At 69.6% G+C, this 14,574-nt stretch carries 14 protein-coding genes and 1 pseudogene; 6 read left to right on the top strand and 9 right to left on the bottom strand.

Annotated features, from left to right (window positions below):
- Nucleotides 1-4: 4 nt before the first annotated feature.
- The 4 genes from dtd to CFK39_RS12455 all read left to right on the top strand — a co-directional run bounded on the left by dtd (nt 5) and on the right by CFK39_RS12455 (nt 2,398).
- Nucleotides 5-430 (top strand): D-aminoacyl-tRNA deacylase, encoded by a 426-nt coding sequence (gene dtd, locus CFK39_RS12465; protein WP_089065730.1) that lies wholly within the window; start codon nt 5-7, stop codon nt 428-430.
- Nucleotides 431-498: 68 nt separating this feature from the next.
- Nucleotides 499-1,245, top strand: a complete 747-nt coding sequence (locus CFK39_RS12460; RefSeq protein WP_089065729.1) for a phosphoglyceromutase — start codon at nt 499-501, stop codon at nt 1,243-1,245.
- Between the two features lie 155 nt (nt 1,246-1,400).
- On the top strand, nt 1,401-1,733 hold the full coding sequence (locus tag CFK39_RS16970) for a hypothetical protein (protein ID WP_245822601.1): 333 nt from the start codon (nt 1,401-1,403) through the stop codon (nt 1,731-1,733).
- Nucleotides 1,724-2,398, top strand: coding sequence for an acyltransferase domain-containing protein (locus tag CFK39_RS12455; protein ID WP_245822599.1), 675 nt, complete (start codon nt 1,724-1,726; stop codon nt 2,396-2,398). Before CFK39_RS16970 ends, CFK39_RS12455 begins: the two co-directional genes overlap by 10 nt.
- 40 nt (nt 2,399-2,438) lie before the next feature.
- On the opposite strand, the gene CFK39_RS12450 is transcribed toward CFK39_RS12455, so the two are convergent.
- Nucleotides 2,439-3,050 carry a TetR/AcrR family transcriptional regulator gene (locus tag CFK39_RS12450; protein ID WP_245822597.1) on the bottom strand — a complete coding sequence of 204 codons (612 nt, stop codon included), beginning with the start codon at nt 3,048-3,050 and terminating at the stop codon, nt 2,439-2,441.
- 174 nt (nt 3,051-3,224) lie between these two features.
- Between CFK39_RS12450 and CFK39_RS12445 the strand changes: the two genes are divergently transcribed.
- Together CFK39_RS12445 and CFK39_RS12440 are read left to right on the top strand one after the other, a co-directional pair.
- Nucleotides 3,225-5,000, top strand: a complete 1,776-nt coding sequence (locus tag CFK39_RS12445) for an MDR family MFS transporter (RefSeq protein ID WP_089065728.1) — start codon at nt 3,225-3,227, stop codon at nt 4,998-5,000.
- A gap of 12 nt (nt 5,001-5,012) precedes the next feature.
- Nucleotides 5,013-6,107 carry a GNAT family N-acetyltransferase gene (locus CFK39_RS12440; RefSeq protein WP_089065727.1) on the top strand — a complete coding sequence of 365 codons (1,095 nt, stop codon included), beginning with the start codon at nt 5,013-5,015 and terminating at the stop codon, nt 6,105-6,107.
- A gap of 22 nt (nt 6,108-6,129) precedes the next feature.
- On the opposite strand, the gene CFK39_RS12435 is transcribed toward CFK39_RS12440, so the two are convergent.
- The 8 genes and pseudogenes from CFK39_RS12435 to CFK39_RS12400 form a co-directional block, all read right to left on the bottom strand.
- Nucleotides 6,130-6,384, bottom strand: a complete 255-nt coding sequence (locus CFK39_RS12435) for a hypothetical protein (protein WP_172805669.1) — start codon at nt 6,382-6,384, stop codon at nt 6,130-6,132.
- Nucleotides 6,384-7,910, bottom strand: coding sequence for an MFS transporter (locus tag CFK39_RS12430; protein WP_089065725.1), 1,527 nt, complete (start codon nt 7,908-7,910; stop codon nt 6,384-6,386). Before CFK39_RS12430 ends, CFK39_RS12435 begins: the two co-directional genes overlap by 1 nt.
- 212 nt (nt 7,911-8,122) lie before the next feature.
- Nucleotides 8,123-9,711, bottom strand: a pseudogene (gene guaA / locus CFK39_RS12425) (glutamine-hydrolyzing GMP synthase).
- A 103-nt stretch (nt 9,712-9,814) separates the two neighbouring features.
- A complete protein-coding gene (locus CFK39_RS12420) occupies nt 9,815-10,216 on the bottom strand; it encodes a DUF3817 domain-containing protein (RefSeq protein ID WP_089065724.1) in 402 nt (133 codons plus the stop codon).
- Between the two features lie 3 nt (nt 10,217-10,219).
- Nucleotides 10,220-11,152, bottom strand: coding sequence for an SURF1 family protein (locus CFK39_RS12415; RefSeq protein ID WP_089065723.1), 933 nt, complete (start codon nt 11,150-11,152; stop codon nt 10,220-10,222).
- A gap of 92 nt (nt 11,153-11,244) precedes the next feature.
- Nucleotides 11,245-12,093 (bottom strand): carbohydrate ABC transporter permease, encoded by an 849-nt coding sequence (locus CFK39_RS12410; protein WP_172805668.1) that lies wholly within the window; start codon nt 12,091-12,093, stop codon nt 11,245-11,247.
- On the bottom strand, nt 12,090-12,989 hold the full coding sequence (locus CFK39_RS12405) for a carbohydrate ABC transporter permease (protein ID WP_245822564.1): 900 nt from the start codon (nt 12,987-12,989) through the stop codon (nt 12,090-12,092). The genes CFK39_RS12410 and CFK39_RS12405 overlap by 4 nt, the downstream gene beginning before the upstream one ends.
- Nucleotides 12,990-13,229: 240 nt before the next feature.
- Nucleotides 13,230-14,558: an ABC transporter substrate-binding protein gene (locus CFK39_RS12400; protein WP_089065720.1), complete on the bottom strand. Its 1,329-nt coding sequence runs from the start codon at nt 14,556-14,558 to the stop codon at nt 13,230-13,232.
- Nucleotides 14,559-14,574 lie beyond the last annotated feature (16 nt).

The following is a 14,574-nucleotide window of genomic DNA, read 5'->3' as shown; positions in this document are numbered from 1 at the left end:
GGGCATGCGTGCAGTGCTCCAGAGAGTCGACGGTGCCCAGGTCGAGGTGGACGGCGAGGTGGTCGGTGCGATCGACGGCGAGGGCCTGCTGGCCCTGGTGGGAGTGACCCATCAGGACGGCCCCGAGCAGGTGGCCACGATCGCTCGGAAGATCTGTGAGCTGCGGATCCTGGACGGTGAGCGCTCGGTGCTCGATGCCGGGGCGCAGGTGCTGGTGGTCTCCCAGTTCACCCTCTACGGCGATGCGCGCAAGGGGCGCCGGCCGTCCTGGAGCGGGGCCGCACCGGGCCCGGTCGCCGAGCCCCTGGTCCAGCAGGTGGTCGAAGCCATCCGGGAGCGCGGCATCACCGTCGCGACCGGACGCTTCGGCGCCATGATGCGGGTGGCGCTCACGGGCGACGGCCCCTTCACGATCCTGCTCGAGGCCTGAGCACCGCTCACCGGGCGGCCCGTGAGCAGGATCTGCACTCCCCCGCCCGGCCCGCGTACCCTGGCCCCATGACCTACACACTCGTGCTGCTCCGCCACGGCGAGAGCGACTGGAATGCGAAGAACCTGTTCACCGGCTGGGTGGACGTCCACCTCACCGAGAAGGGCCGCCAGGAGGCGATCGAGGGCGGTGACCTCCTCAAGGAGGCCGGGATCCTCCCCGACGTGGTGCACACCTCCCTGCAGCGCCGCGCCATCATGACCGCGAACCTGTCCCTCGACGCGGCGGACCGTCACTGGATCCCCGTCAAGCGCGACTGGCGTCTGAACGAGCGCCACTACGGCGCACTGCAGGGCATGAACAAGGCCGAGATCCGGGAGAAGTACGGCGAGGAGCAGTTCATGGCCTGGCGCCGCTCCTACGACACCCCGCCTCCCGAGATCGAGTTCGGCACCGAGTTCTCCCAGGACCAGGACCCGCAGTACGCGGACCTCGGTGACCAGCTGCCGAAGGCCGAGTGCCTCAAGGACGTCGTCGAGCGCTTCCTGCCGTACTGGGAGGAGGGCATCAAGCCCGACCTGGTCGACGGCAAGACGGTGCTGGTCGCCGCGCACGGCAACTCGCTGCGCGCACTGGTGAAGTACCTCGACGGCATCTCCGACGAGGAGATCTCCGGGCTGAACATCCCCACCGGCCAGCCGCTGGTGTACGAGCTGGACGAGGACTTCCAGCCCGTCGAGAAGGGTGGCCGCTACCTCGACCCGGTCGCCGCGAAGGCCGCCGCCGAGGCGGTCGCGAATCAGGGCAAGAAGTGAACTGACGCTCCCGCGCGGACGGCGCCCCCACCTTTCGAGGTGGGGGCGCCGTCCGCGTCGGGCACTCTCAGCGGCGGCGTCGGGCGCCGAACAGACTGCGGGTGACATCCCGGCCCAGCTCACATCCGACGGACGGCGGAGGCTACGGTGTGCGCATGAACGATGACGCCCAGTTCGAGGTCCTCGGGGATCCCCCGCGCGCCGTCCGCGCCACCGAAGAGCTGTCTCCCGCCGCGATCGCAGCGATGCTGCGGGCCCCGTCGGCCCCTGCGCTGTACGAGCTGTTGGGCATCACCGGAGAGGATCACACCGAGCTCAGTGCCCTGATCGGTCCCGCCGTGGAGGATCAGGAGGTCCTCGCGGAGATCACCGCCACCGCGAACCTGCTGCGTGCCGGTGCCGGACTCGACGTCCCGAGGCCGCGCTCGGCGCCCGGGAGGAGGAGCAGACCGCCCTGCAGCAGCGCCTCGCGCCGGGCGTGGGCCTGATCGCGATCCTCGCCCTCATGGTCAGCACCTCCACGGTGCGCGCCTGGCATCGCGAGCGAGGGTTGAGCGCCGAGCAGTCCTGGCAGGTGCTCGCGGATCTCGGCCAGCAGATGCGCATCCACCGGCGCAGCAGCGGCCGACTGGGGCTGCACCAGCTGCCCTGGATGGCGCTGAACTGGCGGGGCCGGCTGGTGCACCTGGGAAGGCTGCAGTTCGATCTGCACCGGGCAGACCGGGGCACGGCGCAGGAGCGCTGGGTGATCGGCACCCATATCCCGGCCACGGGCCCGCTCACGCCCGCCGCGGTCGACGACTCGCTGGCACGCGCGACCGCCTATTTCAGCACCCGCTACGCCGATCTCGATACGGACCGCCCGCAGGGAGCGCCGCCGTTCGGCCACGAATTCCACTGCGACTCCTGGCTGATCAACCCGCTGCTGACCGAGGAGTTCGGCGCGGGCTCGAACCTCGGCTCCTTCGCGCAGCGCTGGGAGCTCCTGCACCATGACCGCTCCGACGATTCCGCGGCGTTCTTCGTCTTCGGCGAGCGCCCGCCGTACGACGCCGCATCGCTGCCGCGCGGCACCCGTTTGGAGCGCCTGGTCGCAGACCGGTTGGCCGACGGCCGCGGCTGGGAGGTCGGACTGGGGCGCCTGGTGAGGTGAGGGGTCCGTCCCCGGTGCGCCCGGGGCGGCCGTACCCGGGTCAGAAGACGGGGTCGCCCTGGTCGTAGTGCGCCAGGACGTCATCGAAGGCGGTGCCGAGGTCCAGGCCGCGGGCCATCGAGATCGCGAACGCCGTGCGGGTCACGGCGAAGCCCAGCTGCACCGCGAGCATCGCTCGCTCGTGGGCGTCCTCTCCTGGCAGAGCCTCCGTCAGCATCGCGACCATCTCGGTCTGCACCGACATCAGGTTGCCGGAGGAGAGGGCGTGCAGCTTCGGCTCCTTGACCATCACCTGCTTCTTCAGCTCCCGCAGCTCCGCATCCACCGGGGCGGAGCAGACGAACTCCCGCAGCACCGTGCGCAGCGCTCCCAGCGGTCCGGTCTCCTCGATCTGCTGGCGCAGGTGCTCGGAGATCTCCTGCCCGCCGGCGCCGAGGATCCCGATGATCGCGGACTCCTTGGTGCTCCAGTGGTTGAAGAAGGTACGGGTGGAGACCCCTGCGCGATGGGCGATCGCCTCGGCGGTGACACCGGAGAGTCCGTGCTCGTTCACGAGTTCGAGGGCTGCACGGTGCATGGCGATGCGGGACTGGCGCTTCTTCAGCTCGCGCAGCCCCAGGGTCTTCTCGGTCGGGTGGTTCTCGTCGGTCACGGCTCCATCGTAGGTCCGACAGATCACAGAAACTGCACTCAGTGAAATAGTGCATCGACTGCAAGAAGGGGATATTCTCTTCCGGTCGAAGCCCGCTGAAGTGCTGCGGCCGTCGGACGCTCCCCGCGCCCGTCCCCACCGTCACCGTCCGCACCACTCTCCCCGAGGGGCTCAATGAGCACAGCATCGACTGTTGCGCCATCACCTGATGCCGCATCCACCTCCCCCGACACCGCAGCCTTCACCGGACTGGACCGGCAGGGCAAGCTCGTCTTCGTCGGCCTCATGCTCGGCATGTTCGTCGCCTCCCTGTCCCAGACGATCGTCGGCCCCGCGATGCCCCGCATCGTCGGCGAGCTCGGCGGGATCGAGCACTACAGCTGGATCGCCACCGCCGCGATGCTGGTCTCGGCCGTCACCGTGCCCGTGGTCGGCAAGCTCTCCGACCTCTACGGCCGCCGCTGGTTCTACCTGGGCGGCCTGGCCGTCTTCATGCTCGGCTCGATCCTGGGCGGCATGGCCCAGGGATTCTGGTTCCTGGTGCTCGCCCGGGCCGTGCAGGGCCTGGGGATGGGCACCCTGATGCCGCTGTCCCAGACCATCATCGGCGACATCATCCCGCCTCGTCGGCGGGGGAAGTACCAGGGCATCATGGGCGCCGTGTTCGGGGTGACCTCGATCGCCGGCCCGCTCATCGGCGGCCTGGTCACCGACCACCTGGGCTGGCGCTGGCTGTTCTACCTGACCCTGCCGATCGGTATCGCGGCCTTCGCCTTCATCCTGAAGTTCCTGCACCTGGAGCAGTCCTCGCAGCACGGCAAGGTCGACTTCGCCGGCATCTTCACCCTCACGCCGGGCCTGGTCCTCGCACTGCTCGCGACCACCTGGGGCGGCGGCGACTTCGCCTGGAGCTCGCCCGTGATCCTCGGGATGTACGCGCTCGCCGCGGCCTTCCTCATCTCCTTCGTGGTCATCGAGACCAGGGTCGAGGAACCGCTGCTGCCGATGCACCTGCTGCTGCGCCCGATCGTCGCACTGTCGGTCGCCGCCTCCTTCACCATCGCGGTCGCGATGTTCGGCGCGATCATCTATATCCCGGTCTACGCGCAGGGCGTGATGGGCGTCTCCGCCACCGCCTCCGGCATGATCCTGATCCCGCAGTCCCTCGCGATGATCCTCACCTCGATCACCGTGGGCCTGCTGATCTCGAAGACCGGCCGATACCGGCCGTTCCTCATCACCGGCGGCATCGTGATGGTGATCGGCTACGGGCTGCTGGTCGCGCTCGAGTACGGCGATTCCCAGTGGCGCCTCACCCTGGCGATGATCGTGATCGGTCTGGGGCTGGGCCTGTCGATGCAGGTGTACACGCTGATCGTGCAGAACGCGGTGGCGCGGCGCGAGCTCGGCACCGCGACCGCAGCGGTGCAGTTCTTCCGCAACATCGGCTCCACCGTGGGCACCGCGGTGCTCGGCACCGTGATGACCGCCTCGATGACCACCTCGATCAGCGAGCGGATCGCGGCGCTGCCCGCGAAGGACCTCGCCTCCCTGCAGGCCTCCGGCGGCATGGACGTCTCCGGTCTCGAGAACGCGGCGCTGGATCCTTCGGCCCTCTCGCAGCTGCCCGACGTCCTCGTGGAGCCGATCCGCATGGGCATGGGCGAGGCGATGCACATGGTGTTCCTCACCGCGGTGCCCTTCGCGCTGGTCGCCCTGGTGCTCTCGCTGTTCATCAAGCATGTGCCGCTGCGCGAGACGGTCCAGACCGCTGAGGAGCTCGCCACCCGGCCCGGGGTCGACGCCGCCGCGGAGCTCGGCGGCACCGGCGCGGAGCCACAGGAGCTGCACCCGCGCACCGGCCCGCTCCCGGTGATCGATCCGGAGCGGCTCGGCGCCGCTGATGCCGAGGCGGCCGCGGACTCCCCTCGCACCTCGGCGGAATCATGAAAAGATGGGCGGATGCTGCTGACCGATCACTTCCCGCCCACGATGCCCGTGCCCCTGGAAGGTCTGCTGACATCCCGGGTACCGATCGAGGCTGACGTCCCAGCAGTGGTCGCACTGGTCACCGCGGACATCCGCCGCCACACGCCCGACGGGGCGGCCGACGAGGCCGGGATGCGCTCGCGGATGGTGGGGCTGAAGTCCTGGGCACGACGGGAGGTGGTGGTGGTGCCCGTCGCCGCCGACGGCTCACCCACACTCGATCAGCCGCCGGTCGCCTGGATCGCCCTCGAGGACCGCGCCACCGGTCGCACCAACGTCCAGTTCGTGATCGCCCAGGACTGCCCGGAGCGTGACGCCCTGGCCGGCGCGCTGCTGGACTGGGCGGTCGAGGTGGGGGGATCCTTCGCCCGGGCGCGCGGGGTCGAGCGCACCCAGCTGGACGCCGATGCGAACGAGCTGGACACCGACCGCAGCCGACTCCTCGAGGCGGCGGGCTACGAGAGGGTCCGCACCTGGCTGCACATGCGCCGCCCCGTCGACCCGGCGGAGCTGACGGAGCTGCCTGCGCCGCGCGAAGGGACCCGCGTGCGGCAGGTCCACCGCCACGAGTCCGGCCTGCCGGTCGCCCAGGACGTGCGCACCGTGCACCGGATGCTCGAGGAGTCCTTCGCCGACCACTTCAACTCCTACCGCGAATCCTTCGCCGAGTTCGTCCAGCGCCTCATCGAGAACCCCGAGGAGGCGGGCTGGGACCACTGGTGGATCGCGGAGATCAACCGCGAGGGGATCTGGCTGCCGGCCGGCGGCCTGGTCGCCGCCGTCGTCCCGGCGACGCAGAGCTGGGGCGAGGGGACCTATCTGGAGTATCTGGGCGTGCACCGCTCCGCTCGCGGCCACGGCATCGCGAAAGCGCTGCTGAACGCCTCGATCCGGGACGCCGCCGAGCGGGGACGCACCCACGTGGACCTCGAGGTCGACGACGACTCCCCCACCGGCGCCGACGGCCTCTACGAAGCGATGGGCTGGCAGACCTACGAGCGCACGCAGTCCTGGCACTCCTCAGCGCCCTCGCACCCCTCCCGCCTGCTCGAGCCGCCGAGCGCCTGAGCGGGCCCGCGGCGCAGAGCATTCAGTCGATGCGCGCGCCACGACGGCGCAGCCACCGCCAGATCCGCAACGGGAACATGCCCAGCAGGGGCGCGTTCTCCCCGAGCCGGGCATCGCCCCTCCGGTCGAAGGCCGCGGCGAACTGCTGCGCCTCCGCCGCAGTGGCATAGACCTTCTCGCCGCCCTCACCGCACCCGCGCTCGCACTCCCAGCGCATGACGGGGCCGTCCGCGCGGAAGGCGGGGCGATGGCCGAAGATCAGGCATCCCACCGGCATCAGGTGCGCTCCTGCGCCGGGCCCGGGCCGCGGTCGCCGTGGTCGGAGGAACCACCGGCGCTGTCACCGCCGCCCTCCTCGTCGGCCTCCTCGGCCGTCAGCGGAGCGGCGATGTCCTCGAGCTGCTCGCCCTCCGCCTTGACGCCGAAGAACAGCTCGGCCAGGCCGCCCACGGCCATCACGACGGCCGCGATGAGGAAGCCGACTGCGACCGGCATCCTCTCCCCGGTCGCGATGAGGTTGCCGAACAGCAGCGGGCCGGCGATGCCGCCGACCGCCGTGCCCACTGCGTAGAAGAAGGCGATCGCGAGCGCCCGTGTCTCCATCGGGAAGATCTCGCTCGCCGTCAGATAGGCGGCGCTGGCCCCGGAGGAGGCCAGGAAGAACGTCACCACCAGCAGGATCATGAAGGCGGTGAGTCCCCCGGTCTCGCTGAGGAAGACCCAGGCCAGCGGCAAGGTCACCAGTGCGCTGCCCAGGTACGCCAGCATGATCATCGGCTTGCGCCCCACGGAGTCGAAGAAGTGGCCCAGGATCACCGGACCGGCGAAGTTCGACAGCGCCCAGAAGATGATGAACAGCGGGGCGAGGGCCTCACCGATCCCGTAGAAGGAGGTGAGCAGGAGGCCCAGGTTGAAGGTGATGCCGTTGTAGAGGAACGCCTGTCCGACGAACAGCGCCAGGCACAGCAGCGAGCGCTTGGGGTAGGTCTTGAACGCCACCTTGGCGATCTCCCGGAACGGGATGGCGGTGCGCTGACGGACGGTGAGCGACTGCTCCGCGGGAGGCAGCTCGACTCCCTTCTCGTCCTCGATCGACTCCTCGATACCGCGGACGATCCGTTCGGCCTCGTCCTCGTGGCCGTGGATGAACAGCCAGCGCGGGCTCTCCGGCACGTGGCGCCGGACGAGGAGCACGACCAGCCCGAGCACGGCGCCGAAGCCGAAGGCCAGACGCCAGCCCAGGTCGATGGGGAAGAACGCCGTGCTGAGCAGCACCAGCGCCAGCGCGGAGCCCGCGGCGGAGCCCAGCCAGTAGGAGCCGTTGATGACGAGGTCCACCCGGCCCCGCACCTTCGCGGGGATCAGCTCGTCGATCGCGGAGTTGATGGCCGCGTACTCACCGCCGATCCCGGCACCGGTGAGGAAGCGGCAGAGGAAGAAGAACCAGGGGGAGAACGAGAACGCCGTCGCGACGGTCGCGACCAGGTAGAGCACGAGCGTCCACAGGAAGAGCTTCTTGCGGCCGAGCCGGTCGGTGAGCTGGCCGAAGAACAGCGCACCGAGACAGGCGCCGACGATATAGATGGCTCCGGCGACACCGATCTGGGCGGTGCTGATGTCCAGCCCGCTGCCGTCCTCGGTGAGCCGGGCGGCGACGTTGCCGACCATCGTCACCTCGAGGCCGTCGAGGATCCAGACCCCGCCGAGCCCGAGCACGACCCGCCAATGGAAGCGGGACCAGGGCAGCCGGTCGAGTCTGGAGGGCACCTGGGTCGTGATGGTGCCTGTCTGCGGCTGGGTCATCTCTCTGCCCTCCCTGCGGTCGACGGCGCCGCGACGGCCGCCAGAGGGCCCCGGTTGCGCAGCGTCCCGGGAAGATAACCCCTCCGCCTCCGCAGCGGCAAGCGATCGCCCCGCCGATCGGTCGGGCCGGGAGCGGTCAGCCCACGGCGGGAGCGCGGCGCGCTGGCGAGATGTCGTCGGCCCGGCAGCTGACGGCGGGGCTCAGCGGGAGGTCACTCCCACTCGATGGTGCCGGGGGCTTGCTGGTGATATCGAGGGTGACGCGGTTGATCTCGCTGACCTCGTTGGTGATGCGGGTGGAGATCCGCGAGAGCACGTCGTAGGGGACCTTGGCCCAGTCCGCGGTCATCGCGTCGTCGCTGGTGACGGGGCGCAGCACCACGGGGTGGCCGTAGGTGCGGCCATCACCCTGCACGCCCACGGAGCGCACGTCGGCCAGCAGCACCACGGGGCACTGCCAGATGGTGCGGTCCAGGCCCGCGGCAGTGAGCTCGGCGCGGGCGATCGCGTCGGCGGCGCGCAGGATGTCCAGGCGCTCCTTGGTGACCTCGCCGATGATGCGGATGCCGAGTCCCGGCCCCGGGAAGGGCTGGCGCCAGACGATCTCATCGGGCAGCCCCAGCTCGGAGCCGACGGCGCGCACCTCGTCCTTGAACAGGGCGCGCAGCGGCTCGACCAGCTCGAAGGAGAGGTCCTCGGGCAGACCGCCGACGTTGTGGTGGCTCTTGATGTTCGCCGCGCCCTCACCTCCGCCTGATTCGACGACGTCGGGGTACAGGGTGCCCTGCACGAGGAAGGCCGTGGCCTCGGCGTGGTCCCCTTCGACGACGCCCTGCTCGCGCAGGATATCCGCCTGGGCCTGCTCGAAGGTGCGGATGAACTCGCGGCCGATGATCTTGCGCTTCGTCTCCGGATCGGTGACCCCGGCGAGCGCGCTCAGGAACTGCTCCTCGGCATCGACCATCACCAGCCTCGCGCCGCCGGTGGAGGCGCCGAAGGCCTGCTCGATCTGCTCGGACTCGTCCTGGCGCATGAGCCCGTGGTTCACATACACGCAGGTGAGGCGATCCCCAATGGCGCGCTGCACGAGCGCGGCGGCCACGGCGGAGTCCACCCCTCCGGAGAGGCCGCAGATCGCTGAGCCCTCGCCCACCTGGGCGCGGATCCGCTCGAGCTGCTCCTCGATGACGCTGCCGGTGGTCCAGGCCGGCGCGATGCCGGCGCCGCGATGGAGGAAGTTCTCCAGCACCTCCTGGCCGCGGTCGGAGTGGCCCACCTCGGGGTGCCACTGCACGCCGTAGAGCCGCTTCTCGGTGTTCTCGAACGCCGCGACGGGGCTGCCGGAGGAGGTGGCGAGGACCTCGAAGCCCGCGGGGGCGGCGGTCACGGAGTCGCCGTGGCTCATCCACACGTTCTGCTCGACATCCTGGTCGCTCAGCAGCTGCGAGGAGCCCTCGATGCTCTCCAGGCGGGTCGCGCCGTACTCGCGCACCCCCGTCGGCGCGACGGTGCCGTCCAGCGCCGCGGCCATGGACTGGAAGCCGTAGCAGAGCCCCAGCACGGGCACCCCGGCCTCCAGCAGGGCCGGGTCCAGGCGCGGGGCTCCCTCGGCGTAGACGGAGCTGGGGCCGCCGGAGAGGATGATCGCGCGGGGCCGCTTGGCGAGGATCTGCGCGGTGGTCATCGAGTGCGGGACGACCTCGGAGTAGACCCGGGCCTCTCGGACTCGCCGGGCGATGAGCTGTGCGTACTGGGCGCCGAAGTCGACGACGAGGACGGGGCGCTGGTCGGTGTCGTTCACCCGAGAGAGTCTACGTGGGTGCCCGGCTCCAGGGCGCGGGAGTCCGGCAGCGGCGGGGGCAATCCTCGTCACGCCTGCGGCCGGGGCTCAGCCCCGCGGGGGCTCAGGCGCGGGCCTCGTCCTGCAGGGTGGGACGGCGGGCGAGGTCGGACTCGACCCGCTGATGGGTCCAGCGCTCCCCGAAGAAGGACAGCACCGGGATCACGCCGAAGAACATCAGCAGCAGCATCCGCGGCAGTCCCCAGCGCATCTTCAGCCACAGGTCGAAGCCGAGGACCACGTAGACCATGTAGATCAGGCCGTGGATCGGGGACCAGACCTTCGAGATCTGGGTCCATTGATCCGAGGTGGTGGTGAAGGCGACATCGCCGCCGAACACCACGTACCGCATCACCATGATCGAGACCAGCACCAGCAGGGCGATGCCCTCCACGATGGAGGCCACGCGGAAGCGGGCGAAGGAGGTCCTGGCAGCGACTTCGTCGAGGGGGCGGGGAGCAGGCACGGGTCACACGTCCTTGTCGGAGGGAGGGCCGGTCGTCGTGTCGACGGCCGAGGTACGGGAGGGACCGGCACTGGCCGGCTGGGGCTCGGGTGGGGAGCCCCGGTCAGCGGGGGCCTCGTCTGCGCTGGGGTCGGCGGCGGGAGCCTCAGCGCTCGAGTCGTCGTGGCCGAGCAGCGCCTGCATCGCCTCGCGACGATCGGCGACCTCGTCGAGGTGGGTCGTCCGCACCGAACGCCACCACAGGTAGAGGAAGAACCCGCCGAAGATCACCCACTGGAAGGAGTAGCCGATGTTCCGCCAGTTCAGGCCGCGCGAGAAATCGGACTCCGCCGCCGGCAGCGGCTCGAGCGCTCCGGAGGGCTCGTCGAGGGAGACGTAGCCGGAGTACATCGGAGATCCCCATTCGTTGACCAGCAGCGGGGTCGCGATCTCGCCCACCACTCCCCCGTCCACGCCGCTGCGGGCCGCTTCGCTGGCTTCCAGCTGCCCGGAGATCTCGATCTCGCCCTGCGGGGCGACGGGGGCGAGCGCGGGATCGATCTGCCCGTCGGCCCCGGTGACATCGGTCGCGGGCAGCCAGCCGCGAGCGACCGGCAGGCGGGCCTGGGTGCCGTCGTCCAGGTCCACGAGGAAGGAGGAGACCACCAGCACGGCCTGGGTGCCGCCGATCTTCCGATCCGGCACGAGCACCTGCTCGCCCGTCTCGAAGCTGCCTGTGGCCGTGACGGTGTCCCCCGCGATCTGGTTGGTGACCGGGCTCCCCACGTCGAGCACGCCGCGGATATCGCCCAGCTGGGCGGGTCCTGCGGCCTGGTCGGTGATCACCTCGTGCGCCCGGTCCCACTGCCAGGTGGCCAGCAGCCCGCACACGACGGTCGCCACGACCATCAGGGCGAGCATCCCCAGGAACCGGGGACGGAGAGCGACGCGGAGCATGCCCCCATGGTACGAGCCGCTGCTGGGACGAACCCTGGGCAGGGACGTCTCTCACATCCTGCCGCGCGGGCCCGGGCGGCCGCGTCGGGCCCTCAGCCCTTGACCGCTCCGGCGGCGAGGCCGGCCTGCCAGAACCGCTGCAGGCCGAGGAACAGCACGATCAGGGGCAGCACACCGAGCAGGGCGCCCTGCATCACGGCACCGTAGGTCGGGTCGAAGTAGCTCATCATCCCGTACAGCCCCAGCGTGATCGGCTTGAGCGAGTCGGAGTTCAGCATCATCAGGGGCAGCAGGAAGTTGTTCCAGGTCGCCACGAAGATGAACAGGAAGATGGTGACCATCGCCGGGGCCAGCAGTCGCAGCACCATATCGAAGAAGATCCGCAGCTCGGAGGCGCCGTCGATGCGGGCCGCCTCGATCAGCTCGGTGGGGACCGAGGAGTCCGCGTAGATCATCCCCAGGAAGACGCCGAAGGGGCTCACGCAGGAGGGGAGGATGATCGCCCAGATGGTGTCGGTCATCCCCAGCGAGTGGAACACGATGAACATCGGGATCGTCAGCAGAGCGATCGGCAGCAGCAGTCCCGCCGAGATGATGCCGACGCTCGCGGTGCGCCCCGGGAAGCGGAACTTCGCGATCGCGTAGCCCGCGGAGACCGAGATCAGCGTGCCCGCCGCGCCGGCCACGGTGGAGTAGAGCACAGAGTTGCCCACCCAGCGCCAGAAATAGCCGCGGGTCCAGCCGATCAGCGTCTCGTAGTTCTCCTTCAGGCGGAACTCGTCCGCGAACCAGAAGCCGTTGCTCGTGGTCATCGCCGCGTTGGACTTCGTGGAGGCCAGCAGCAGCCAGTAGATGGGGAACAGGAAGTAGATCAGCACCACCGACAGCACGATGATGGTGAGCACCTTGGCGCTCCGACGGGTCCGCAATGCAGCGCTCACTTGGCAAGCCTCCTCTGGACCAGCATGTACACCAGCGCGAGCAGTCCGGCCAGGACCGCCATCACCAGGGAGATCGCGGAGGCCGGTCCCACCCCGGAGGGCGAGATCTGGCCGCCGATGGCGGTGTTGTAGGCCATCATCATCGGCGTGTAGCCCGGGCCCATCCAGCCGTTGCGCACCGCCAGCACCGTGGGCTCGTTGAACAGCTGCACCGTGCCGATGATCGACAGCAGCACGGCGAGCATCGCGGCGCCGCGGACCATGGGGACCTTGATCCTGGTGGCGACCTGCCAGGCGTTGGCGCCGTCGATCCGGGCGGCCTCATACAGCTCGCCGGGGATCGCCTGCAGCGCGGCGAGGAAGATCAGCATGTTGTAGCCGGTGAAGGTCCAGGTGGTGATGTTGGCCATCGACCACAGCAGCAGGTTCGTGGAGAAGAAGTCGACCTCGAGACCGAACCAGCCCAGCACGTCGGAGATCGGTGAGAGCTCCGGGGTGTACAGGTAGGTCCACACCAGGGCGGCGATCACGCCGGGGATCGCGTAGGGCAGGAAGTAGCCCAGCCGGAAGACCGTCACCCGCTTGAGGACGGTGGAGTCGATGAGGATGGCCAGGGACAGCGAGGCGATGATCATCACCGGCACCTGGACGGCGCCGAAGAGCATCACGCGGCCCACCCCGGACCAGAACATCTCGCTGGTCAGCACGTAGACGAAGTTGTCCCACCCGACGAAGCTGCTTCTGACCACCTCATCGGCGGATCCGGTGGTGCAGCCGTAGAGCGGATTGGCGCATTCCTCGTCGATGGTCGCGACCTGGCGGAAGAAGGACTCCTTCACGGAGGCCAGGATGGGGACGATGAAGACCAGGAGGAACAGCAGGGCGAAGGGGGCCATGAAGGCCCAGCCGACCATCCCTCGCGGCGCCGTGCCCGGCTCCGTCGTGGCTGCCGCACCGTGGGAGGTGCGGTTGCGGTCTGAGTGCTCACCTGTTCCTGCTCTCCTTGCTGGGTGTGCGTGCGGCCCGCACGACGGGCGGGGTGGGACGCCGTGGTCCCCACCCCGCCCGCCGACGGTCATGCATCTGGGCGCTCCGGCCTCGGCCGGATCACCCGGGCTCCTCGGGAGCCCGCGGGGTCACTCGACGACGGGCAGTCCGGCATCCTCGAGGGAGGTGACGGCAGCGGTCTGGCCGGCCTCGAACAGCTCCTCCATCGAGGTGCCTCCCTTGGAGACCGTCGCACCGGTCTCGTTCAGGACCGCACCGACCGAGGGCCAGGTGGGGCCGAAGGCGAAGTCGGGGTTCATACGGTCGTTCGCCTCGGCGAGGACGCTGTAGACGTCCTGGCCGTTCCACAGCTGCTTGATGTTCTCCGGGGTCTGCGGCTCCTCCGTGGTGGCGGCGACCACGAGGCCCTGCGAGACCAGATCCGGGACCTGGGTGTTGTACCAGTTCGCCACCAGCATCGCCTCCTCGGGGTGCTCGCAGCCCTTGACCACGGCGACTCCGGAGCCGCCGTCGGGCCCGGTGGAGGGGTTGGCGGGATCGAAGGCGGGCAGATGGGCGACCTCCCAGGAGGTCTCCTCCTGCTCGAAGTCGCCGAGGAAGAAGGCGGGCTCCCAGCCTGCGCCGACGGTGCCGATGATCTCGCCGCCGACCAGGGCGTCGGTGAAGGAGGTGTCCCACCGGCCGACGACCTTGATCAGGTCCTCGTCGATGAGCTTCTGGTAGACCTCGGCGACCTGCGCGGTGGCCTCGTCATCCAGGCTCACCTCCCAGCCGTCCTCGGTGCCCTCGAACCAGGTGGACCCGGCTGCTGCGGCCTGCCCGGACATGAGCGCCTTGACCTCGTCGGTCTGGAAGGTGCCGATGTACTTGCCGTCCTCACGGGCGGTCTTGGCGGCCTCGTAGAACTCGTCCCAGGTGGTGGGGACCTCGATGCCGAGCTCGTCGAACGCGGCGGTGTCGTACATGTAGATCAGCGGGCCGGTGTCCTGCGGGAGGCCGACGACGGCGCCGCCCACGGTCATCTGGGCCATCGGCCCCTCGGCATAGTTGCCGGTGTACTCGTCGGCATAGTCGGTGACATCCATCAGATCGCCGGCGACGAACGTCGCGCCGATCGAGTCGTACCCGACCTGTGCCAGGCACAGTCCGTCGCCGGCGACCACGCTCTGGTGGATCTTCGCGTAGGACTCGTCGGGCTGGCCATCGAACTTGGTGGCCTCGACCCGGATGCCGGGGTGCTCGTCGTTGAAGCGGTCGATGGAGTCCTGGACCAGGGTCATGCCCTCGCCGTCGGGGAGACGGTGGAGGTACTGGATGACGACGGGGTCCTCGGCGGTGCCGCCGGTGGTCCCCTCGTCGGTCGACTCTGCCGTGCCGCCGCATCCGCTGATCACGAGGACGGAGGCGACGAGGGCACCGAAAAGTGCCTTGTTACCTTTCTTGACACTGTGAATCATTTCTCTCCCTTGAGAT

Origin of the sequence: Brachybacterium avium (genome assembly GCF_002216795.1) — a bacterium.
In the GTDB taxonomy this organism is placed as follows: Bacteria; Actinomycetota; Actinomycetes; order Actinomycetales; family Dermabacteraceae; genus Brachybacterium; species Brachybacterium avium.
The sequence above is the reverse complement of the archived record's forward strand: the minus strand, read 5'-3'. Positions and strand labels throughout refer to the sequence as shown.